12 protein-coding genes are annotated in these 24,422 nt (G+C 39.3%); 4 read left to right on the plus strand and 8 right to left on the minus strand.

Translation table 11 applies throughout. The annotated features are described in order from the left end of the window. Nucleotides 1-32 precede the first annotated feature (32 nt). The 7 genes from AC0L7T_RS17515 to AC0L7T_RS17545 form a co-directional block, all read right to left on the minus strand. Nucleotides 33-3,416, minus strand: a complete 3,384-nt coding sequence (locus AC0L7T_RS17515; protein WP_473337027.1) for a VCBS repeat-containing protein — start codon at nt 3,414-3,416, stop codon at nt 33-35. A 208-nt stretch (nt 3,417-3,624) separates the two neighbouring features. Next, a complete protein-coding gene (locus AC0L7T_RS17520; RefSeq protein WP_473337028.1) occupies nt 3,625-5,472 on the minus strand; it encodes a RagB/SusD family nutrient uptake outer membrane protein in 1,848 nt (615 codons plus the stop codon). Between the two features lie 5 nt (nt 5,473-5,477). Then, complete coding sequence (locus AC0L7T_RS17525; protein WP_473337029.1) at nt 5,478-8,579, minus strand: SusC/RagA family TonB-linked outer membrane protein; 3,102 nt, start codon at nt 8,577-8,579, stop codon at nt 5,478-5,480. Between the two features lie 904 nt (nt 8,580-9,483). Continuing rightward, nucleotides 9,484-10,476 (minus strand): aldo/keto reductase, encoded by a 993-nt coding sequence (locus tag AC0L7T_RS17530; protein ID WP_473337031.1) that lies wholly within the window; start codon nt 10,474-10,476, stop codon nt 9,484-9,486. Nucleotides 10,477-10,709: 233 nt separating this feature from the next. Beyond that, the gene (locus AC0L7T_RS17535) at nt 10,710-11,411 is read right to left on the minus strand and encodes an SGNH/GDSL hydrolase family protein (protein ID WP_473337032.1); all 702 of its coding nucleotides are present in this window, start codon (nt 11,409-11,411) and stop codon (nt 10,710-10,712) included. A gap of 12 nt (nt 11,412-11,423) precedes the next feature. Then, the gene (locus tag AC0L7T_RS17540) at nt 11,424-12,347 is read right to left on the minus strand and encodes a patatin-like phospholipase family protein (RefSeq protein ID WP_473337034.1); all 924 of its coding nucleotides are present in this window, start codon (nt 12,345-12,347) and stop codon (nt 11,424-11,426) included. A 20-nt stretch (nt 12,348-12,367) separates the two neighbouring features. Next, on the minus strand, nt 12,368-13,105 hold the full coding sequence (locus AC0L7T_RS17545) for a DUF6503 family protein (protein ID WP_473343379.1): 738 nt from the start codon (nt 13,103-13,105) through the stop codon (nt 12,368-12,370). Nucleotides 13,106-13,974: 869 nt separating this feature from the next. On the opposite strand from AC0L7T_RS17545, the gene AC0L7T_RS17550 reads away from it, so the two are divergent. The 3 genes from AC0L7T_RS17550 (at nt 13,975) to AC0L7T_RS17560 (ending at nt 20,719) form a co-directional block, all read left to right on the plus strand. Further along, nucleotides 13,975-15,333: a NarK family nitrate/nitrite MFS transporter gene (locus tag AC0L7T_RS17550; protein WP_473337035.1), complete on the plus strand. Its 1,359-nt coding sequence runs from the start codon at nt 13,975-13,977 to the stop codon at nt 15,331-15,333. Nucleotides 15,334-15,595: 262 nt separating this feature from the next. Continuing rightward, entirely contained in the window at nt 15,596-19,117 is a 3,522-nt protein-coding gene (locus AC0L7T_RS17555) for a molybdopterin-dependent oxidoreductase (protein ID WP_473337036.1), read from the plus strand. Between the two features lie 171 nt (nt 19,118-19,288). Next, entirely contained in the window at nt 19,289-20,719 is a 1,431-nt protein-coding gene (locus AC0L7T_RS17560; protein ID WP_473337038.1) for a rubredoxin, read from the plus strand. Between the two features lie 231 nt (nt 20,720-20,950). On the opposite strand, the gene cobA is transcribed toward AC0L7T_RS17560, so the two are convergent. Beyond that, nucleotides 20,951-21,736, minus strand: coding sequence for a uroporphyrinogen-III C-methyltransferase (gene cobA / locus AC0L7T_RS17565; RefSeq protein ID WP_473337039.1), 786 nt, complete (start codon nt 21,734-21,736; stop codon nt 20,951-20,953). A 156-nt stretch (nt 21,737-21,892) separates the two neighbouring features. On the opposite strand from cobA, the gene nirB reads away from it, so the two are divergent. Next, nucleotides 21,893-24,388, plus strand: a complete 2,496-nt coding sequence (nirB, locus tag AC0L7T_RS17570) for a nitrite reductase large subunit NirB (protein ID WP_473337041.1) — start codon at nt 21,893-21,895, stop codon at nt 24,386-24,388. The last annotated feature ends 34 nt before the right edge of the window (nt 24,389-24,422 follow it).

A 24,422-nucleotide genomic window follows, 5' to 3' on the forward strand; every position in this document is an offset into this window, starting at 1 on the left:
CTATTCTATTATACATTTCGGATAAGATCTGTTTAAAGATTTACTTTAATTAGTTGAAGATAACCGTTATTTTTTGCAAAAAGAATCCCTTCTGCCCCTCCAGCCAATCTAATTTTCTGCGCATCTTTCACTTCTCCTTTTACAAATAATCCACTTTCATAGGGCATTTGGCTTTTAAAGTCTCCTTCCCCATCTCCCAACAAAAGGCCACCATAAGAAGCATCATTTCTAGGAGTTTCGACTTCCGACCCATATAGATTACCAGCATACACAACATCTAAATTCCCATCCTTATTCACATCCATGGGCACCATGGCATTTATAGAAGCCAACTGAGCAAAATGGTCTAACATTGATAATTTAAAGCGTCCATCCCCAAGGTTTTTCATATAATAATGGGCAAAGCTTTTCACCTGATAATGGGTGGATTTTTCTAAATGTTCTGTCGTATATATGTCTTCTAAACTAGCCGTTGCATAAGAGTGGTAATCTTTAAATTTTGCCTTTATGGCAGGTATCTGTTGTGAGGAACACTCTCTGCCTCTGACAGGCACATTTATACCTTGTTCTTTATCCACATAACTTAGCACCAGATCTTGTTGCTCATTGTTGTCATAGTCGTAGGCAAATAAGCTAAATGGAGATTCTTCTGAAGCCTGGTATTTATAATTTTTCCCTAAATTCCCTACAATAAAATCATCCAGACCATCCTTATTAAAATCATCCATCACAAGTCCAGACCACCATCCGGTGGCTTCCCCTATCCCCATTGCGTCGCTTTGGTCGATAAATTTACCTTCTTTATTTTTTAAATAAGTAATTCCCATCCATTCACCTACTATCATCAAGTCCTGAAATTCGTCCCCATCGAGATTTACCCATTTGGCCTTTGTGACCATTCCCAAATCTCCTAAAACCGGTGCAATCTCCTGCGTTACATCAATAAATTTTACCGTGGATAAACTGCTTTCATTTTTCAGAATATAACTTTTTGGCGCGTTCGGGTAGGCTCGTGGACTAACCCTTCCTCCAACGAATAAATCCAAGTCACCATCATTGTCGTAGTCAGCTTGTTCCACCACAGCACTACTTGCACGCATTTCCGGGAGCGCTTGTGCCATTTTCTCAAATACACCATCCCCTTTATTTTGGTAAAATTTATCTTGATAATAAGGATCTCCGGAACTGTACTCATTCCCTCCACACACTACGTACAAATCCAAGAGTCCATCTCCATTGGCATCAAAAAACACGGCTCCGGTATCTTCCTGCATTTTATCTGCTTTCCAAAGATTTTCAGACACTTCTGAGAAAGTGCCGTCGACATTTTGACGGTACAGCTTTCCTGCAAAATTGTGTGCCCCTCCAATATAAAAATCATCCAAACCATCATTGTCTATATCAGCTACAGCCAAAGCAGGACCATATTCTGAAATTTTATGAGGTAGCAATACCTGGTATTGGAAATCATTGAATTTATTTTCTTCGTGTTTATGGTCTAGCAACACTTCTTTGGTAATGTCTTTGAAATACTTCGGCGGATTTTCAACTTGAAGTTCACCGCTTTTACTGGCATTTTGATGGGCCAGCTCAAGTACCTGGTTAACTGGTTGATTTTCTATCACCTGTACTTTCCCATCCGGCCATAGCACCTTTAACCTCGCAATATTTTCTTTCTTCCCTACACCAAAATGAACAATAGGTTCGACAGAAGATTGAAAGCCTCGTGTCATAGACATTTCCTGAAACTGCATTTCCGATCCATCCTCAATCCATATTTTACAGCCAATGCCAAAGGCATTCCCTTCTGGACCTTTCAATTTTATTCTTAAATAATTATTTAAGTCCTGATCACTAGTAGTGTTTTCATACAATGCACTTTTATCATCCAGGTTATTTACAACCAGGTCCAGGTCTCCATCATTGTCAAGATCAGCATAGGCAACACCATTTGAAAAGCCATTAAAATTGATTCCCCATTCTTTAGAGACATCTGTAAAAGTGAGATCTCCATTGTTTTTAAAAGCAAAATTATCAATTTTCTCGGAGGGGATTTCCAATGTTAATTTCAAGGTATTTTCTGACTCAAAATTCTTCACTTCATCACTTCTGAAATAATCGCTATTGTTGATGTCTCTCCTAACCCCGTTGGTGACATAAACATCTTTCCAACCGTCGTTATCAAAATCCGCAAACAGCGAAGCCCAGCTCCAATCTGTAGCACTCAAGCCTGTAAACTTGGCAATGTCTGCAAAAAATGGCAAGCCCGAAGGATTATTCCCCAGGTTCATTTGTAAGGTGTTTATAGAATATTGATGGTGCATATCATTGTCCACAATATTATAAAACCGTTCCGGATCCATGCTGTCCATATTTTCCTTGGCTCTACGGTAACTCTTAGGCATCATGTCAACCTGATAAATATCCAATAAACCATCATTATTGAAATCCCCAACATCAAGCCCCATCCCAAAATAGGAGGTATGGTTGGTTAGGTTCAGGTTTTCATCGGTGAATGTTCCGTCCTTGTTATTGATTAAAAAATAATCCGGAGTGCTAAAATCATTTGAAACATAAATATCCGGCCAATCATCCTGGTTAAAATCAGCTACTGAAACCCCGAGGGATAAGCCATATTTGGCCAATCCTGAAGCAATCGTAACATCCGTAAACTTCTGGTTGCCTTCATTTCTGTATAACCTGTCGCTGCGATGATAAGGGGCCAGGTCCCTATAACTTAAAAACTCCAATATATTGGTCCTAGAGGAAACTATTGGATAGTTTATCACATAAAGGTCCATGTCCCCGTCCATGTCGTAATCAAAAAAGACAGCCTGTGTACTATTGCCTTCGTCTGCTAAGCCATAGGCTTCTGCTGACTCTGTAAAAGTCGGTACCCCTCCCTCATTTGCATCATTGATATATAGGAGGTTTTTGGTCGTTTCCCATTTTCCCGAAACACTTACATAAATGTCAAGCCAGCCATCTTGATTGGCATCCCCCATGGTCACACCTGTTGCCCATCTGGCATCTCCTCCCACTCCTGCCTCTTCGGTTATGTCTTCAAATTGCATGCTTCCTTTGTTCAGGTAAAGCTTGTTTTCTACCATATTACCGGTAAAATAAACATCTTGTAGGCCATCGTTATTCAAGTCGCCAATGGCCACTCCTCCTCCCATATAGATGTACATGTAATTGAAATAATTTACCGAATCATTCTCTGTCAAAATATTTTGGAAACCAATGCCTGATGCCTTGCTTGATAATTGATTGAATAAATGTGCCTCCTTTTTTACCGTCGTATTGTTACAACTGAATAACACTAAAAAACCAAGGGTAATGCACAATAATCGACCTGTTTTAAATTTTCTGCTTAGCATTAGGAAAAAGGAAGTACTTATAATTGTCTTACTCATTTTTAATTCTTGTTCCAATATTAACCAACCCCAGAATATATATTTTATTTGAACACCTACTAAAATCACTAATAGGAAGCCTCTTGACTAATTCGGGTTAAATGATTAAGGATAAATAATATTCAGAAATTATAAAATAACCACAGATTCAAATCTGTAATTATTTGATTTGAATCTGTGGTTTCATAGTATTAAAATTAATTAAATCTTAGTCACCATAGCCAGGGTTCTGGGTAATGCTATTGTTACTTCTTTGGATTTCTTCTCTTGGAATAGGAAACAAATAGTAATAATCACCAGGCCATGGAAATCTTGGATCTACTTCATCTATTGGGCCATAGGTGAAATTTAATTCCCCTAACAAATCTCCCTCCTGGGCATTTGTCCAATCCATGGTAACTTTACTCAAACCTCTTATTGGGAACAAGTCTATTTTTCCAGGTGCATCTTTCCACCTTAGCAAATCCCAAAAATGAATGTCTTCAAGATGCAATTCAACAGCTCTTTCGTTTTTATAATCCCTCATCAGCTCAGTTCCAGAACTGGCAATATCAGGCATATTTACAGAAGGCCTACGCCTAACTTTATTGATGTACTCTCTGGCGACTTCCTCATTTCCCAAAGCAATCTGGGTTTCGGCATAATTCAAATAGAATTCAGGAAGTCTCATAAATACCATCAACTGGCTATAATCGAAGTCAAAACTTGCCCTTGGCCCATTAAAATCCAGAAGTTTTCTAAAGGTATACCCTGTTTGAACCCTCCAATGAAACGGCGTTAGCCCTTTGACCCAATAGGTCTCAGAATCTCTACCAAAGTCAAACAATTCCTGATTGTTATTGGGATCCACTTTATTAGGGTTCTGGTAGGGAGGTAAATTATCAGGGTTTGGGTTGGCATCTTCCCAATACTCGTACAACCTCATGGTACTTTTAGATCCATCAATGATATTGACAGGACCTGCCCCAGGGTAAAGAATGTAACTGTAATACCTTGGATCCCTGTCTTTATTGGGCTCTTGCTCATTATAACCGGAAGCAGGATTTACTGTGGTGCCATCTTCAAGATATGGATACTCTCCATTGGCCATCTGGAACATATTGATAAATGTTTGAGTCGGCATTATTCTCTGCCTTGCATCGAAGCCACTGGGCCAAAAATCATAGTTGTAGCCCCAGTCAGGAATCCTTGATCCTGCTGTAAAAGACCGCCCAAAGATAGTTTCATCTGTTTTAACTGGTTGCTTGAACAAATCTTCATGGGTAGGATGCAAGGTATAGCCAGCATCTATCACCGCCTTATTGGCTGCAGCAGCAGCCTGCCACTTGGACATGTCATTGGATGGATTGTTCAAAGGGCTCGCCATGTACAACAGCATTCTGGCTTTTAATCCCAAGGCAGCATTCTTACTAATCTTGCCAGGTTCCTGAGAGTACCCATCCAGTAGTCCAATGGCCAATTCAGTTTCAGACAAAACAAAATTCGCACACTCTTCATAACTATTTCTACTGACGTCAAAGGATTCGTCACTCAGGCTGAAGCTATTGGTAATTATTGGCACACCACCAAAGGTGCGAACCAGCTCAAAATACATCCAAGCTCTCAGAAAATGCACCTCCCCTTTCATTCTATTCAATGCCTGCTCATCGATTTGAGAATCTTCTACCTTTTCAAAAAATATGTTGGCCCTCCTAATGTAGTCGTATTCCTCCGCCCAAATATTGGTAAGTTGCGTAACATTATCAGAATTTATATTTCCTTCCAGGTATTGTCTGATTCCTCCTGATCTATTGTGGGTGTCAGGTGCAGATGCAGCAATATCCGTCATGCCAATATACCCACCTGTTCCCGGGCTCCAGTGGGGCTTAATTCCGTTGTATATATTGTAAACATAATTTTGTAAGAACACCGGATCCGTAAATACGTTTTCTTCTGAAATTGCATCTAAGGGCTGGCGTTCCAGAAGATTTTCATTGCAGGAAGTGAAAATAAAGCCGGTAACAATTAGAACAACTAACTTCTTAATCATATCGATTTTATATATGTTATCTTTCATAATATTTAAAAAGTTAGGTTAAGTCCAAATCCAAGAGAGCGCATATTGGGGTAAATCCCTCCCTTACCACTAAGAAATTCCGGATCCCCTGCACCAAACTTTTCCAAACTGTTATAAATAAGGAATAAATTTTCGCCTGATAAGTATAGCCTGGCCCCGGAAATACCGATTTTATCCGAAATATTATTAGGTATGCTATAACCCAATTCAGCAGATTTAAAACGTATCCAGGTGGAAGTATGATACCAGAAATCATTGTTATTGGCGGCAAACCCAACAGGCCTTATCCTGGGTAATAATGCATTCGTATTGTCTAAATCATAGCTGTTGTTAGCAACATATTCGAGTCCATTTCCATTGGCTCCAGAATCAAACCCATTGTCAAGCCGAAACTTTCCTCCAGCCTGCCCTTGTAGCAAAAAGGTAAGGTCAAAGGTCTTGTAGTCGAAACCAAAAGTCAGCCCAAATTGTGATTTGGGAAATGGGTTCGTATTGTATCGATACCTGTCATTCCCATCGATAACATTGTCGTTGTTTAAATCCTCGAAAATTAACCCTCCCAAAGAAGCATTGGGATAGTTGACGTTATTGTCTAAATCTGACTGGTTTCTATATATACCGATCGCTTTGTAGACCAGTTCCGAGCCAAACTGCCTGCCCTCCTGCTTTTGATAGGGTTCGGCCTGAGGAACTTCATCAAAAAAGATCACTTTATTGTCATTGTAAGAATAATTCGCACTTACCCTAAAGCTTACTTCCCCAAGATATTGACGGTAGCCCAATTGAAACTCTATGCCTTTGCTTTCCATCTCCCCTATGTTTTCATCGGGTAAAACCAAACCTGTATATTGAGGTATTGATGCTTGTCGCGCACCAAGGATATTGCTTGTCTTGGTTTTGTAAATGTCAGTTTCGAAAGTTACTTTGTCTTCCAGAAAAGCAAGCTCAAGTCCTATATCTGTAGTTTCTGAAACTTCCCAGGTTATATTTGGGTTGGGTGTGGTCAATGCTGCTATTCCACGGACATCATTTCCATCCACTACCCAGCCGGTACCATAGCCAAATCTTCCTATGTACTGAAAGGGATTAACCCGGTCATTTCCCAGTTGGCCCCAGGAAGCCCTAAGCTTTATATTGCTAAAAAGCTCATCCGAAACAAAGGATTCATTACTAATCACCCAACCTGCCGATACACCGGGGAAAAAGCCCCATCTTGTTTCTTTAGGGAAAATGGGAGATCCATCATACCTGAAATTAAAACCCAATAAATATTTGCTGGCGTAATCATAACTTACTCTACCGAAATAGTTTCTTCTCGCACTCTGTCCAGCGCCACCACTGTTGTTCCAATTGCTCCGGTTTTCACTTCCTGCAAAAAGTTGATCTATTTGCGGTGAGTCAAAACCCAGTCGTTGTGCCCAGAAAAAATTGTCTTCATAAGACATTTGTTCGTAGGCAACAAAACCATTGATTTTATGCACTTCATTTATGGTCGTCAGGTATTTGATTTTTGAGTTGAGGGTGATCCTTGAACTTTGGTTAAAATCTTCCCTTAAGCCAATGTCTTCTACTGTACGTGATGTTCTTTTAACAATTTCCCCTTGAGAATTTTTCTCATAATAATCCCAAACAAAGTCAAAGGATTTATTGTAATTAAACGTCTTTACAATGGAAGCAAATCCATCAATGCTAAGTCCTTCAAGAAATGGAATTTTGTAGTCATATCTGAAGGTTCCATTAATCACATCATTGGTATACTTCCGATAGCCAGGACTCAATAATCTGGCCGCCGGATTTAAATGGGACCACCCTTCTCCCGGATACCTATAATCTCCATCAATATATGCTTCTTGAAGTGGACTGGTAGAAGCAAATGCTCCAATTGCTCCCGATCCTCCTTGAGGTGACCTGGTAAATTTTTCTCGTAAGGAAAGATCAAGACCTACCTCCAAATCGTCCGTTACGGTTACATCCAGATTTGCTCTTATATTGTATTGTTTCAATTTAGTAATGTCATCAGCTCTAAGTATTCCACCTTGGGAAACCGTTCCTACAGAAGTAAAATACCTTATCTTATCAGAGCCACCTCTCATGGTGAGTGATTGTCTTCCAATTACTGCTGGAGGGTCTACCAGTGCTTCCCACCAGTCCTCTGCCCTTCTGTCACCATTTCTAAATGCCTGAATTAACTCATCTGGAAAATCCGGTGCAGTACCGTCCAATGCCCTGCTCTGATTTAAAACATTGATGTAATCAAAAACATTGGCGGTCCTAACACGAGTAGTAGGGGACTGGAACAAATGGCTTGTAGATAAATTAAAGGTTGGTTTTCCTGATTTCCCCCGCTTTGTAGTTACTAAAATCACACCACCTGCAGACTGAGCACCATAGATTGCTGCTGAAGCATCTTTCAGGACAGAGATAGACTCTATATCATTGGGATCCAGCCGATTTAACCCATCTGGATCCGCATTGGCAACACCATCAATTACAATTAATGCAGAGTTATCCCTAGTGGTGTTGAATCCCCTAATCAAAATTTGGGCGTCATCAAATCCAGGCATAGCGCTGCGTTGGTTAACATACAAACCTGCCAGTTTACCAGAGAGTGCATTGGAGAGTGAAACTGCCGAAGACTTTTTAATGTCTTCTCCTGAGGCCTGGACTACAGCATTGGTCAATTCTGATTTTTTTGCTGTTCCGTAACCGACCACAATCACCTCATCCAATGCCTGGGTATTTTCTAAAAGCACAATGTTTAATGTTGTTTGATTGGCTACCGCTATTGTTTGGGTTTGAAACCCAATAAATGAAAACACCAACGATGCTCCTTCTGGAACTGAAATGGAATATTTCCCATCCAAATCTGTGGCAGTACCTATCGTGGTTCCTGGCACAGAAATGGTGGCTCCGGGAATTGGCTGTCCACTTTCATCCAAAACAGTTCCTGAAACATTGATGTCAAATACATGTTTCGCAGTTGGGGAATTTTTGATTGGTAGTTCATCCAAGGCCATTGCATTAGCATTGGCTACTAATAAAATCAAAAAAATCAATAACAAGCGATGGGAATGTAGATTGAAATTCCTCAATAGGTACTTTGTCATTTTTAAAATAGTTTAAGTATTTACTAACATGAGCACTCGGCTTCTAAAAAGAAGTAAACTAAAAAAAGATCTAGTCAACTCTTTAAAGAGACAAACCTTACTTTTGATGCAAAAAGCAATACTCAATAATCCATTTACATGAGGCCAGGAAAATCAATGGAATTCTACCTAAACTATGTTTTTATTTGGGCAATGAATGAAATCTGTAAGTAGGTTTTGAAGAAAGTTAATTCTTCAAAACCTTGGCTATTGGGTGTATTGCATTAGTTGATTGTCAGTCAGAGTCTTCTCCTCTGGCCATCTTGGGTTGTTTCATTGGGCTTATTTTTAAGTTAATTCGTTTTTTTACAACTAATTCTATATAAAGCTTTGAAAGCTATTCATTCCTAAAGAATGGAAATCTCTTTTCTATTGTTAGCAAATTAAAAAATCCCCTATTCAGCTACTCAATTCCACCTGTCAATTTAATAATTCAAGTTCAATGATTAAAAACTTATTATTCGTTACTATCCTAAATATTACGAATATTAATTAACTTATTTTAACTTTCACAATGTTTTAACATAAAAAATTATATTTAATACCCAATTAGTCATTAAACCTTAATTTTAACGCAAATAAAGGGAGCAATGGAAAAATAAGGGTTCGCTTCTTTATTGAGCAATTTTCAACAAAAACTCATTGGGAATGGTAAAAATCAAAAAAATAGTGGGTCATTGAAACTTTGCCTATGTATCAAAAAATTAGGTGTTATTAATAGAAAGAAAGTGACTGGTTTTGATTTTTTCTATCAGGATATCTACATTGGTCATTTACTAAATTCCTAAAAAAAACTGGTCAATAAAATCCTCTAAAGGATCTCTATTGACCAGTAAAATTATCAATTAAATTGTGTGCCGGAAAATTAGATCACACGTCCACCTGTTTGCCAAAGGTCAGCATTACCACCTAGTTTTTCTTTTAAAGGTAAAGTAATCTCATTCAAGTGATTTACCATGTCAGCAGTAAGCTTAACATCCATGGTCTTTAAGTTTTTTCTGACTTGATCTGCATTTCTACCACCAACAATAGGAGCAGCAACGCCTTTCTGTGCCAGAAGCCAGGCAAGACTCAAATTGCCCATGGCAATATTCGACTCTTCAGCAAACTTTTTTATTTTTGCAATGGTTTGAAATGTCAACACTTCACAACCTTCTTCCTGATGTCTGGATTGAGAACGGCTTTTGTTGAAATGTCGGGTCCTAGCCCTGTCGTCAGGCACCTGCTCGGCAGAATCAAACTTCCCTGTTAACAAGCCTTGCATTATCGGAGAATAACACAAAACCGGTACATTATCTTCTATACACTGAGGGAGAATACTGAATTCTATCGCTCTAAAAATCAAGTTATAAGCCATCTGATTACTACTGATGGTAAAATCTGACTGCTTGCAAATATCCAGGTTTTTGTTTCCAAAATTTGAAACGCCATAAGCCCTTATTTTACCATCGTCTTTTAACTTTTGAAGTGCACCCAAGGTATCCTCTAAAGGAATCTCAGGATTGGGCCAATGAAGTTGGTACAGGTCTATATAATCTGTTTTAAGATTTTTTAATCCTCTTTCGCAGGCCTTGATCACATTCTCAGGAAGAAAATCCTGAGGACCTACCTTTGAAGCGATAATCATCTCAGATCTTTTGTCCCCCAAAGCCTCTGCCAAAAGATTTTCAGATGCGCCATTTCCATAGGCTTCAGCAGTATCAAAGGTAGTAATCCCATTGTTAAATGCTTCGCGCATGGCGTCCAATGAGTCCTTTTTATCCTGATGTCCCCAATTAAAACCTCCAACTACGGCCCAACAACCAAAAATCAATCTTGAAATTTCAAAATCAGTGTGGGGCAACTTATAATTTTCCATAATAACTAAAATTAATTTATTGTTGAAATAATATATGCTATTCAGTCCACTGAGTAGTTTTAAAAGTATTGTCATTTCTTATTGAAAAATACATTTTATTACTGCAAAGTGGTTGTCAAGGGTTTGCGTTTTATCTTCGTAACACTAGGGAAACACGTAATTTTAAGTGCGCTTCCTATTTAAATATGGGCTAAAATAAGCACTCCAAAGGTTAATCTACCTACGAATTAGTCTTAATTATTAGGTATCTTAAAAGCCATTCCTTGTATGAATCCGCCAATAAAAGCAGCCTGCTTTGCCCTGGTGTCCTCACCGAAGTGCACATGATCAGTATAGAGATCACCTCCTAAGTTCAAGGTAAACTGATGTAAATCTATTATGGGAACACCTCGGTCCCCAAATACCTTGTCAGCAACCTCGTTATATTTGGCCAAATCGGCAGCATACCTGTGAAAGGATTGCTGTTTGGAATTGTGCTGTTCATCGTCTACAGGAGTGGTTCTTACCCAAATCATTGGAATGCTCTTATTTTTCAGTAGGGCATGAATTTGTTCCAAATTTTCTTTATAGGTTGCTAACGCTACCTGCTTTTTCCCGGTTTGCACATTGGTTTTGATGTCATGTAATCCACAATTGATTAACAGGATATCGGGTTGAAAATCCGGAGATTTAAGTTTTGTCTTCAAATACGCCAAAACCATACCAGAATCTCCTCCATTGGCACCTTGAGGCACATCCAAATTCCCAGAATCAGCTCCCTCATCTCTCTTTCTATCGTACTCATAAATACCTTTAAGGTATTTTTCCAGATAAGGGCCGTATTGGATAGAAATACTGTCCCCAATTACAAATAACTTGGGTTTTGGGTTCAAATTCAAGTTAAACAAGAGAATTCCGATCACAAAAACGGATAAAATTTTAGATAGCAATATCATATTATAAAAGGTTTACTCTTCTTGTCCTACTTTTATGCATTTGCAAACAGGATTTTGCTCTCTGGCAAAATTCTTTCCCTGGCGCCACCACTTCTTCATTTGGTAGGGATCAAAAATAAGTGAATTTTCTGTGAGTGCTGCAGGAGGATAGTAAAAGTTTAATTTCACCTCTCGTTTATGACTCAAAAGCTCTCCTATCTTGATATCATCACTGCTGATCTGATCAAGCATAAAATCAAATGCCCTGGTGGTCAACTCCAAGGCATTTCGCACAGGTCTTTTAAGTTCCCTACCTGCCCTGGCTTTTAAAACGATTACATCTATCTCAGTTGCACCGCGATAAATGGCTTCCGAAATCGGCACCAAATCTGCAAAGCCTCCATCTGCATACTCACAACCATCCTTCTCTAACAAACTCATAAATGGGACAATATTGGAAGAAGCCCAAATCCATTCACAAAAATCTATATAAGAGCAATCTTTTAACCTTTTGTACTCTACGGTATTGGTACTCAAATTAGATACTGTTACATAAACTTCCGCTTTGTTGTTTTGCATCCTTTCAAAGTCGGCAGGTGTAATGATTTTTTTTATCAGCTTAAAAAGATTTTTGCTCTCTCCAAATGTCTTTTTACCCTTTAAAAACATTTTTATCGTCCCAAAGTGATTGATTCGGGTTTTGTACACACCACCATCCTTATAAATAATAAAGGGATTGGTACTAAAAATGGCATCCTGTGTCACCGAGGTATATATCGCCCTTATTTTCTCAATTTCGTTAATTGAAAGCAAAGGCACTAGTAAGCTACCAGTGGATGTCCCTACGAATATGTCATAGTCAAAATTACACTCTCTGATTAAGTATTCAGCAATTCCACCTCCAAAGGCACCTTTGCTTCCCCCTCCAGATATTACCAACGCTCTTTTATTATCCATTCTTTAATACTTGAAATAAATCATTTAACAAATTGAACGTTGATATCTTCTAATAGAATTTCAGACAAAAGCTCCAGTTCTCCATTTTTAAATAATCCGGAAAGCTCTTCCACCGAAATGGACTCATCTTCTGGTTTATAATTTTCGTAATCCTGCAATATTAGACCCGAAACTTCGTGGGAATGAATGGCCTTCCTAAACCTTAACCCTCCACCATCGGTATGATAGGAATAAGCGAGATAATCAACAAGGTGAGTTTCCTGATGAATCCAATACAAAAACTCATCCTGAAAATCCTCACCACCTCCATTTTCTTTGAAAGTTACTTTTACCAAATGGTAATTATTTCCTTCAATTTCCTCCTCCCCTAAATATTCCTTTATGACAGCTTCATCATTCAATCCGTAGGGCAAAAAGGTGAAATACGCTACAGAATTTACTGAATTGGTATAAGCGAGACTGTTTTTTTCAGAAAGGTTTACTATCACCCCATCTATTGTTCGTGAGAAACCTTTCTCATTTAAGACATCCACTACAATGTGAGCACCTTCTACAAAGGAGCGGGAGTACCTGAATGAATTCGGTGATTTGAATATTTCGTATTGCCTGTCTCTGAATGTAAAACTTATTTGGGCAGCTTTGAAAAGTTCCCCCCCATGGGCTTCAATCGACTGATTGATGATTTTTCCTGATTCATCGGGTTCACTACATGCTACCATTAACACCGCCAAAAAGAGATAACACAATATTTTTTTCATGGTGACAATTCTCAATTTTTCACTTCCTGTAATTAATCTTAATATTAAGTTTTTACCTGCAATAATCATAACGATTCCCTTTTTTAGAAACAATTGAAGAATGGAATTAATGGTGTTTTTAATTCGATTTCTGAAACAAGAACGGTAAGAAATGCCAAATAATTCAACATAAATCACAATCCCATCTTCTCAGGGAAGACTGGAAATAGACCAAAAGACAGGTGATTGGGTTTAGATAAAGTACTAAAAACGGAAAAGTCTTCCCTTACGCTATTCCAGTTTATTGGTTTCAATTCTCTCCCTACTACATTTAGATCAATGCTTAGGTTTTGAGTGTCCATTTGACAGAAAGCCGCTCTTGTCTAATATGACCCTTTTTTAATTCTACGTGTTTTTAATTTTTTACGTATTTTTTTACGTATTTTTACTTAATTTTAAAAAACATAATATATCTTAGCGTTTCCTTAAGTCAAGTGCTAATAAGAAGGCTTACAAAACTTAGCCATTGGTAGAATCAAGCCTTAACTATAATTAATTGATTGTAAGAGTTAAAATGGCTGCAAAAGAATTCGAAAATAAACCATTCCAGTAACCCCAAACAAGCAAATTGTCAACACTAAAATGTTTCAGTATTAATACGTAAAATTAACTAAATTATTTGGATGAAATATTATTTGAAGGCCTCCCATTTCCAAGACAATCAAAAAATAGAAGAAAAGCGCAACAAGGAAGGTTTCCGAAAGCAATGACATTAACCTTCCACTTAGCAGGGGCAAATGTTTACACCAATATTCAGGAAAACTTCAACCCTGGTAAATGATCCATTATTACACTATCATAATTTTATTGATCCTATAAAAAATACACTTATGAAACCACAATTCAATAAAGCGACAACCATCAATCTTTTAGATTTTAAATCACCTCAGATGCGTGCATTCCACCTTTCATGGTTTGCATTTTTCCTATGTTTTTTCGGCTGGTTTGGAATTGCTCCTTTGATGGCTATTGTAAGGGATGAATTGAATTTAACCAAATCCCAAATAGGCAACATTATTATTGCCTCAGTATCCATAACAGTGTTGGCCAGGTTATTTATCGGCTGGCTGGTAGATCGTATTGGTCCACGAATAACCTACACCTACCTACTGGCAATTGGGGCCATTCCGGTGATTTTAATTGGCCTCAGCAATAGTTATGAAAGCTTTTTGCTTTTTAGATTGGCCATAGGTGTCATAGGTGCCTCTTTTGTGATCACCCAATACCACACCTCTGTTATGTTTGCCCCCAATGTGGTAGGGACAGCTAACGCTACTTCAGCTGGCTGGGGAAATATGGGTGGGGGTGTTACACAAATTGTAATGCCTGTCATTTTTGGGGTTTTTGTTTCATTGGGATTTATGGAAGCCAGCGCCTGGAGATATGCCATGATGGTGCCTGGGTTTGCAATGATTCTTACTGCCTTTGCTTATTACAACTGGACGACAGATTTTCCAGAAGGAAACATAAAGGACCTAAGGAAAAATGATCCAGATTTTAAAATCAATAAAAAGGCCAATCAAAAAGGCGCCTTAAAAGAGGCTATTTCAGACAAAAGAGTTTGGGCTTTATTCCTTATTTACGGTGCCTGTTTCGGTATTGAGCTTACCATCAACAATATCGCTGCAATATATTACCATGACTTCTTTGATCTTGACTTGAAAAAGGCTGGATTGATAGCCGGACTGTTCGGTTTGATGAATTTATTCGCAAGATCTTTGGGTGGCTTTTTTGGAGACAAAGCAGGCATCAAATGGGGACTTAGAGGAAGAGTAGCCTTTTTGGGAATTGTCTTGCTGGTTGAAGGCATTGCCCTTGTAATATTTTCACAGATGACCATTTTGCCTTTGGCAATTGGTTCCATGGTAGTATTTAGTCTTTTCGTTCAAATGGCAGAGGGGGCAACCTTTTCTGTGGTTCCCTTTGTCAATAAAAAATCCATCGGAATGGTTTCAGGAATCGTTGGTGCGGGTGGCAATGTAGGAGCCGTAATGGCTGGTTTTCTGTTCAAAATGGAAGGCTTAAGCTACAGTGAATCGCTTTCCATCATGGGGATTACGGTAACTGCCGTCAGTGCCTGTTCTCTTTTAATCAGGTTCTCCAAAGTAGATGAAAAAGTGGCTCGGGAAGATTTAGAGAAATCTCTGCTACAAAAAGCTGCACTGCAACCTGAAATGGTAAACAGTTAAACCCGAAATATGCAATAGAAAATCTATTACGTGCTGAAATCGCTTCAAAATCAGCCACTTCGTTGCTATTTTCGACTTCACCATAGCAATGCTATGACTCAGTCTCCAAATAGCCTGATTTTCTTGCGATTACAACACTCATTACGAATCCTATTACATAATCCGGGTTAAACCCGAGCCTTGGATTTGAAATAATATAATCGCCTAATAAAATGACTTTTAATTATTCCGAATCTAAATTATCACCAAACCACTATTAACTATGTCAGCAGTAGAAGAAAAAAGTTATAAAAGTACATGTTCATACTGTGGCGTAGGATGTGGAATTGTTGTCAGTAAGGATAAAAAAGGTGGGATTTCCCTCAAGGGTGATCCTGATCATCCTGTCAACAAGGGAATGCTCTGCTCCAAAGGCATGAATTTACATTACGTGGTAGAAGACAAGTCGGACAGGCTTCTTCATCCCCAAATGCGATGGGGAAAATCTCATCCTCTGGAAAGGGTTGATTGGGATACTGCCATGGATAGAGCAAGTGCTGTTTTCTCCTCTATAATAGAAAAACACGGACCTGACTCAGTAGCTTTTTACGTCTCAGGACAATGCTTGACTGAAGAATACTACCTGGTAAATAAGCTAACCAAAGGCTTTCTTAAAACCAATAATATTGACACCAACTCCCGGCTTTGCATGAGTTCTGCTGTAATGGGTTATATTAAAACCCTGGGAGAAGACAGTGTTCCGGTCTCTTATGATGACATAGAGCTGGCAGACTGTTTTTTTGTGGCTGGTGCGAACCCAGCCTGGTGCCATCCTATTCTTTGGAGGAGGATAGAAAAACACAAAGAAGAAAATCCTAATGTAAAAATCATTGTAGCAGATCCGCGTGCCACTCAAAGTTGCTCCATTGCCGATCTCCACCTACAACTTCATCCTGGTACCGATGAAGTCCTATTTCTTGCTATGGGCAGGTACATAATCGAGCAGGGAGATATCGATCTGGAATTCATCCAAAAACATACTGACGGGTTTGATGCTTATAAGGAAAAGGTGATGAAAACCTCTCTGACAGACGCAGCAGATATATGTGGCATCCCAGAGAAGGACATAAAAACTGCAGCATCTTATATTGGCAATGCCAAAGGATTTTTATCCCTTTGGACAATGGGGCTTAACCAAAGCGCCGATGGGGTCAATAAAAATCTGGCCTTAATAGACCTCAATTTAATCACCGGGAATATAGGAAAGCCAGGATCAGGCCCTTTCAGCTTGACAGGACAGCCCAATGCCATGGGTGGCCGGGAAGTGGGGGGTATGGCTACATTGCTTGCTTGTCACCGTAACTTAAACAACCCAAAACACCGGGAAGAAGTTGCCAACTTTTGGGGCGTTGATGAAATTTCGGCCACACCAGGAAAAACCGCTACTCAAATATTTGAAGGAATCGAAGAAGGGACCATCAAAGCAATATGGATCATTTGCACCAACCCCTTGGTAAGTATGCCTGATGCCAGAAAAATAGAGGCCGCCCTAAAAAAAGCCAGGTTTGTAGTGGTGCAGGACATCTCCAACAAAACTGAAACCATTCCCTATGCCGATCTGGTGCTGCCTGCTGCCGGTTGGGGAGAAAAAGAAGGTACAATGACCAATTCTGAAAGAAGAATCAGTCACTTAAGTCAATTTAAAGAGGCCCCAGGGGAGGCACTACCTGACGCGGAAATTTTAATTCGCTTTGCCAAAAGGATGAATTTTCCAGGTTTTGACTTCAACAATATGGCTGAGGTTTATTCAGAATATTGCCAATTGACCAAAAATACCAACATCGATATTTCCGGCTTAGATTATGACTATTTAAAAAGTCATGGTTCTGTACAGTGGCCCTTTCTCAATAAGGCTCAAGGAGGCACAAAACGACTATTTACGGACCATAAATTTTATACTCCAAATGGACGCGCCCAAATATTGGTATCAGGTTTAAAAAATGATTTTGAGAGAACTTCACCGGATTTCCCGCTTGTACTGACCACAGGAAGAGTTAGGGACCAATGGCACACCATGACGCGTACTGGCAAAGTCAATAAACTCAACACCCACATTCCAACTCCATTTGTGGAGATTCACCCAGACGATGCTTTGGAAAGAGGAATAAAACAAGGCAGCACGGTGCTGGTTTCCGGAATCCGGGGAGAAGTAAGGATTCATGCACAGGTCACTGATAAAATAAAAAAGGGAATGGTTTTTATTCCCATGCATTGGGGTAAAATATTAGGAAACGATTTCGCCCGAGCCAATAACCTAACAGGCAACGCAATCGATCCGGTTTCCAAACAACCTGATTTTAAATATTCAGTCGTTCAAGTTGGTCTATATAAAAAACCAAAGCAAAAAATTGTAATTGTAGGTGCAGGTGCTGCTGCTTATCGCTTTATTAATTCCTATCGAGAATTCAATCAGGAAGATGAAATCCACGTTTTTTCTAAGGAAAAGCATCCTTTTTACAATCGGGTATTACTTCCGGATTATGTAAACGCACATAAGAACTGGGAAGATCTATTGAAATTCAAATCACCAGAAGCAATGGACAAGCTGAATATCAGGCTATTTGTTGAAAACGGGATTGAATCAATAGACCGTTCAAATAAAACGGTTACAGACGAAAAAGGGAAAGTGCATCATTATGGAACCTTAATCCTGGCTACTGGTAGCAGGGCCTTTATCCCGGGAGATGCTCCCATGCACCTACCTGGGGTATTTACCATGCGAAACCGAGAAAACGCTGATGATTTAAAAGAATACCTGGACTATAAGGGACATGTTTTGATAGCAGGAGGCGGTTTACTTGGCCTGGAACTGGCGGCGGCGCTCCGGGAAATAAATATGAAAGTAACCATCGTCCAATTAGGATCCCGATTAATGGAGAGACAATTGGATCCTTTGGCAAGTTCACTGCTGAGAGAGAGACTTGAAGAAATGGGCGTACAACTATTTATGAATAATCAGTTGTCTCTTCTAGAGTCCCATAGGGATACCAAAAACATTACCGCAAGTCTTAAAAGTGGGCAAAGCATTGACTGCAATGCGGTGGTTTATGCAATTGGGACAAGGCCTAATATTGAATTGGGTAAATCAGCGGGATTGGCCTGTGGAAGAGGAATTAAAGTTAACGATTACCTTCAGACTAGCGATCCGGATATTTTCGCTATGGGTGAAATTGCTGAACACAAAGGAAAACTCAATGGGATCACAGCTGCTGCTGAATTGCAGGCCGATACCGCTTCAAGATTTATCACAGGAGATTTGCTTAGCAGCTATAAGGGTAGTGTACCTATGAATATATTAAAATTTGCAGATCTTGACTTGTGCTCTATTGGAACACCAGAAATACCTGCCCATGCAGAAGGCTATGAAGAAATTCTTTTGATAGATACAGCTCAAACTTATTATAAAAAATGTATCGTATTTAAGGATCGGTTGGTAGGTGCAATACTGATGGGAGACAAGTCTGAGTTTGCAGAATTTAAAAATTTAATTGAAGAGAAGACCGAATTGTCAACCAAACGTCAAGAACTCCTAAGAGGTAAAACTTCAAAAGAAGAGATGATTGGAGAAGTGGTCTGTTCTTGTGGTCAGGTAGGAAAAGGAAACATCACCAAAGCCATCCAGGCAGGGTGCCAGGAATTTAGGGCGCTTTGCCAACAAACTGGAGCAGGGTTAGGATGTGGAAGTTGCAAACCAGAAGTCAAGGAAATTCTAGATGAAGCATTGCTTTCAACTATTGAGATTTAGGCAATGACAATACAGGCACATTTGGCTAATCGGTATTTCTGAAGAATGAGTCATTGCCTTGGTAAATAAATAAAACCCAATAAATTTACTTATTGGGAAGGTTAAAAAAATGGCGAGCGTTTGTTTGGATCAATATTTTACATCCATTACGGTAAAAAATAATAAAACAAGATGCAAAAAGAAGATTTAGTAAGGGTATTTGTCAAAGGTGGAATTATTTCTCCCGGAGATTTTCTAAAAATGATTCAAACGGTCAATTCACTTGGTACCAATCATATTCACCTTGGTTCTCGCCAGGATGTGCTGTTTCCATTAAAAATCAAAAACCTGAAATCCCTTGACAGCACTTTTAACACAATCGATACCCCATACGATACTGATGGAGAAGAATTTCAAAATATTGTATCCTCCTACCCTGCCATAGATGTAATGCCTACCACTCACTGGCTGGCTTCTCATACGTACCATTATGTTTTAGACACCTTTGATTACAGGCCAAAATTAAAAATCAATATCACTGACCCAGTTCAGAGTCTGGTACCCCTTTTTACAGGCAACATTAATTTCGTGGCATCTTCCGTCGAAAACTATTGGTATTTGTATTTAAGGTTTTCAGCAGTTGATACGAAACCCTGGTGTGCTCCAGACCTCATTTACGGCTATGATCTGGCAAAAATGGCAAAAGAGATAGAGGAATTAAACCCACTGAAAGGCCATTTAAAATACCATGAAATTTACCAAAAAGCAGAAGAGACAGTGTCACCCAACACCCAGAAAGTCGAGCAGGAGCTGGATTATCCTGAAGGTACAACCCCTTATTATGAAGGAATGAACCGCATTGTTGGAGGAAAATATTGGCTGGGACTTTATTGGCGAAACAATAAATTTTCAATCAACTTTTTAATAGCACTCTGCCAACTTTGTATAAAGACCAACATCGGGAAAATATGTTTAAGTCCATGGAAATCCATAATTGTCAAGGGTATAGCTGAAAAGGACCGGCTAAGTTGGGAGAAACTACTTGGAAAATATGGAATAAACATCAGACACAGTTCAATTGAACTTAATTGGCACCTACCTGTGCTGGATGAAGAGGCACTTGAATTAAAAAATTACCTTGTACGGGCGCTGGATAAGCAAGACATAAGTACCTACGGTCTAAGCTTCTCTGTCAAAACCAAGCCTATGGCTCTATTCACTACCGTGGGCATAGAGAAAGCAGAAAAGGACAAAGAAAATGATCCTGATACTTTTAACATTCTTTATTCAAAAAATTTCAACCCCAACCTTTCTGAGTATTATTATTTTGTCAAAAAAGTACCTTTAGAAACACTTCCACCCTTGCTAATAGAATTAAGTTACAAATACTATGATCAACTGGAAATGCACAAAACACCCGAACACCAAGATGCTAAAGCTACAGAGGTTAAGAAGAACCATAAAAAATACCAGTGTACAAGTTGTCTTTCCATATTTGATGAAAAATACGGAGATCCTGAATCCAATATAGAGCCATTTACTTCTTTTATAAAACTTCCGGAAAGCTACTCCTGCCCCATTTGTGACAGCCCGAAATCAGCTTTCAAGTTGATTGAAAGTTGATGCTTTATTCTAAAAAGGAATTATAAGCTAACTAAACCCAGAATAGGAAATAAGCATCATACTCTTACCAGAAAATGGACATTATCAGTAGCCATACGTTTTAACCCGTGGATTCGAGAATTATATTAGACACGATTTTGGCGGTATAGTTGTTTTTTTTGCAAGAATACTGACCAAATCGCGAAGCCAGTTAGGACCATAACGTTACTTAACGATTTCATAGAATTGAGGTTAAATTACTGAAACCTTCCCCTCAATATCCAATAGACATTCCTGTTGCAGAAATTCTTTCATTCGCTTTTCCTTTACCACCTTACCAATGACAATTACGGCAGGAGAAGCCAAACCAGCTTTTTCTTGCAAGGAAAGGATACTATTTAAATCTCCAGAAATGAAACGTTCATTTTCTTTGCTTCCATTTTGTATGATACAAATTGGCTCTTCTACTCCCCGGTACTCTGTAAATATACTTACAATCTCCCTAAGCTTATTTACCCCCATCAGAATAACCACCGTAGCAGAAGATTGGGCAGCAAAAAACAAATCTTTGGCTGTACTATGGTCCTTTAATGTACCTGTCACTACCCAAAAACTTTCATTTACTCCTCTTTTTGTAAGGGGAACACCACATAAACCAGGCACAGCCATGGCACTACTTATCCCAGGAATATAGGTAGTCGGTATACCATGCTTTTCAGCATATTCCAGTTCCTCATGACCACGGCCGAATACGTAGGGATCCCCACCTTTGAGCCGCACAACATGCCCGTAGCTATTGGCCCAATTAACAATCATCTCATTGATCTCCTCCTGACGGACGCAATGGTAACCAACCCTCTTACCTACAAAAATCTTTAAGGAAGTTGATGGAGCATAAGCTAACAATTCCTCATTTGCCAAGGCATCGTACAATACAATGTCAGCACTTTCCAGTGCTTTAATGGCTTTTAGGGTGATCAATTCAGGGTCACCTGGCCCTGCTCCTACTATGGACAATCTAGCTTCTAAATTTTTCATTAAGTCTTATTACTTATTTTCAAAAACAAATTTAAGTATTTTTTTACGTATTTATACGTAATTTAAAAATTAACTTTTAACTTAGCGATCTAATTAAGCGGTAAAATTTAATCAGGCTACTTAGAAAGGCATTTATCCAACCATAATAAAATAAGTATGACAAAGATAGTAGTAATCGGAAACGGAATGGTAGGTTACAAGTTTTGCGAAAAACTCAGAGAAGCCTCTCCTGCAAGTGACTTTGAAATCACTGTTTTTGGGGAAGAACCCTGGCCTGCTTACGATAGGGTTCATTTAAGTGATTATTTTACCGGATCTGCCGCTGACGACTTGATACTGGCACCACTTTCCTGGTATGAAGAGAACAACATTGAGCTACGCAGAAATGAACTCGTTGTAGCAATTAACCGAGAGCAAAAAACGGTAACCAGCCATACTGGTACAGTATTGCCTTACGACAAGTTGGTTCTGGCAACTGGTTCAGCTGCATTTGTCCCTAATATAGAAGGTGTTGAAAAGAAAGGTGTTTTTGTATACAGGACCTTAGAAGATCTTGATGCAATTATGGACTTTGGTAAAAACATCAAATCAGCAGCAGTAATTGGCGGGGGACTTCTGGGACTTGAGGCAGCAAAAGCTGTACGGGACATGGGACTGGAAACCCATGTTGTAGAATTTGCACCAAGGTTGATGCCCAGGCAATTGGATGAAGCGGGTTCTTCTATTCTTAAATCCAAGCTGGAAGACTTGGGTATTTATATTCACCTCAGTAAAAATACCCAGCAGATTAAAGGAAATGGAAAACTCAGTGGATTGGATTTTAAAGATGGGTCTGATTTACCTGTGGACATGTTGGTCATTTCGGCAGGGATTAAGCCCCGAGACGAATTGGCAAAAACATGTGGCCTTTCTTTTGCTCCCCGGGGAGGAGTAGTAGTAAATGAATTCCTTCAGACTGTAGAAGACAAAGATATTTATGCCATAGGTGAAGTAGCCTCTTACCAGGAAATGGTTTATGGACTTGTAGCGCCAGGCTATGAAATGGCCACCCAAGTGGTAAACCAACTTACTGGAAAAGAAGTCAGGCCATTCCTCGGTTTTGACATGTCTACCAAACTAAAGCTTATTGGTGTAGATGTCGCCAGTTTTGGAGATGCCTTTGGGACTCTTGAACCTTCAACACCAATTGTCTACCAAAATAAAAACTCTGGTGAGTACAAAAGGATAAACATCTCAAAAGATGGCAAACGGCTATTGGGAGGTATATTGGTAGGCGATGCCTCTTCTTACGGGATGCTTTTGCAGCTAACTCAAAACAAAATGCCCTTGCCCCCTGATCCTGAAGACCTGATTCTGGGTGCAAGAGGTGGCAAGGAATCCCTTGGTGCAGGAGTTGGCGATCTTCCACCGGAAGCCCAAATCTGTTCCTGTGAGAATGTAAGCAAAGGGGCAATATGTAAGGTTATTGACCAGGATGGGGTAACCAAAATGGAGGAAATAAAATCCTGCACCAAGGCAGGAACAGGTTGTGGTGGATGTTTGCCTATGGTCAATGACTTGTTAAAAAGCCAACTAAAGGCAATGGGGAAACATGTCAAAAACAATCTTTGCGAACATTTCAATTATTCCAGGCAAGAACTATTGGATTTGGTGAAAATAAAAAGCATCAAAACATACGATGAACTATTAAACCAATTTGGCAATGGAGATGGATGTGAGACATGTAAGCCAGCCGTAGCCTCCATTCTTGCCAGTACCTGGAATGAGCTTATCACCAAGCAAGACACCATTCAAGACTCTAACGACCGGTATTTAGCCAATATTCAAAAAGGCGGAACCTATTCAGTCGTTCCGCGAATTCCAGGAGGAGAAATCAGTCCCGAGAAATTAATTGTGATCGCACAGGTCGCTAAAAAATATGACCTCTATACTAAAATTACAGGAGGCCAAAGAATAGACATGTTTGGAGCAAGGATAGACAAGCTACCTGACATTTGGGAAGAACTGATTCTTGAAGGTTTTGAGAGTGGCCATGCCTATGGAAAATCTCTTAGAACAGTAAAAAGCTGTGTTGGGTCAACCTGGTGTCGTTACGGTGTGCAGGACGCTGTTTCCTTTGCTATCCAGGTAGAAGAAAGGTACCGTGGTTTGCGCTCCCCTCATAAATTGAAAGGGGCAGTTTCTGGTTGCATACGAGAATGTGCTGAGGCACAAAGCAAAGACTTTGGTCTCATCGCCACTGAAAAAGGATGGAACCTTTATGTAGGAGGTAATGGTGGTACAAAACCGCAACACGCTAAATTACTTATCAATGATGTTGATAGTGCCACTTGTTTAAAATATATAGACCGATACCTTATGTTTTATATCCGAACAGCAGATCCTTTAACCAGAACCTCAACTTGGCTTAACAAATTAGAAGGAGGCATAGATTATCTTCGCGAGGTAGTTGTCAATGATTCCCTTGAGATCGGAGAAGAATTGGAAAAGGAGATGGGTTTTCTGATACAAACCTATTCCTGTGAGTGGAAAGAAGTAGTCAATAACCCAGAATTAAGGGCAAAATTCAAACATTTTATCAATGATGATCAAGGTGATCCTTCTGTGGAATTCAAAGAATTACGCAATCAAAAAATACCTGCTACCTGGTAGTAATTTTAAATTCATTACCTACAATTTCTTTCAT

This window comes from Cyclobacterium sp. 10D3-21, from assembly GCF_055809755.1.

Bases quoted from the DNA above. Each gene is read 5' to 3' on its own strand.
- AC0L7T_RS17515 (WP_473337027.1), bottom strand. From the start codon at position 3,416: ATGAGTAAGACAATTATAAGTACTTCCTTTTTCCTAATGCTAAGCAGA.
- AC0L7T_RS17520 (WP_473337028.1), bottom strand. From the start codon at position 5,472: ATGAAAGATAACATATATAAAATCGATATGATTAAGAAGTTAGTTGTT.
- AC0L7T_RS17525 (WP_473337029.1), bottom strand. From the start codon at position 8,579: ATGACAAAGTACCTATTGAGGAATTTCAATCTACATTCCCATCGCTTG.
- AC0L7T_RS17530 (WP_473337031.1), bottom strand. From the start codon at position 10,476: ATGGAAAATTATAAGTTGCCCCACACTGATTTTGAAATTTCAAGATTG.
- AC0L7T_RS17535 (WP_473337032.1), bottom strand. From the start codon at position 11,411: ATGATATTGCTATCTAAAATTTTATCCGTTTTTGTGATCGGAATTCTC.
- AC0L7T_RS17540 (WP_473337034.1), bottom strand. From the start codon at position 12,347: ATGGATAATAAAAGAGCGTTGGTAATATCTGGAGGGGGAAGCAAAGGT.
- AC0L7T_RS17545 (WP_473343379.1), bottom strand. From the start codon at position 13,105: ATGAAAAAAATATTGTGTTATCTCTTTTTGGCGGTGTTAATGGTAGCA.
- AC0L7T_RS17550 (WP_473337035.1), top strand. From the start codon at position 13,975: ATGAAACCACAATTCAATAAAGCGACAACCATCAATCTTTTAGATTTT.
- AC0L7T_RS17555 (WP_473337036.1), top strand. From the start codon at position 15,596: ATGTCAGCAGTAGAAGAAAAAAGTTATAAAAGTACATGTTCATACTGT.
- AC0L7T_RS17560 (WP_473337038.1), top strand. From the start codon at position 19,289: ATGCAAAAAGAAGATTTAGTAAGGGTATTTGTCAAAGGTGGAATTATT.
- cobA (WP_473337039.1), bottom strand. From the start codon at position 21,736: ATGAAAAATTTAGAAGCTAGATTGTCCATAGTAGGAGCAGGGCCAGGT.
- nirB (WP_473337041.1), top strand. From the start codon at position 21,893: ATGACAAAGATAGTAGTAATCGGAAACGGAATGGTAGGTTACAAGTTT.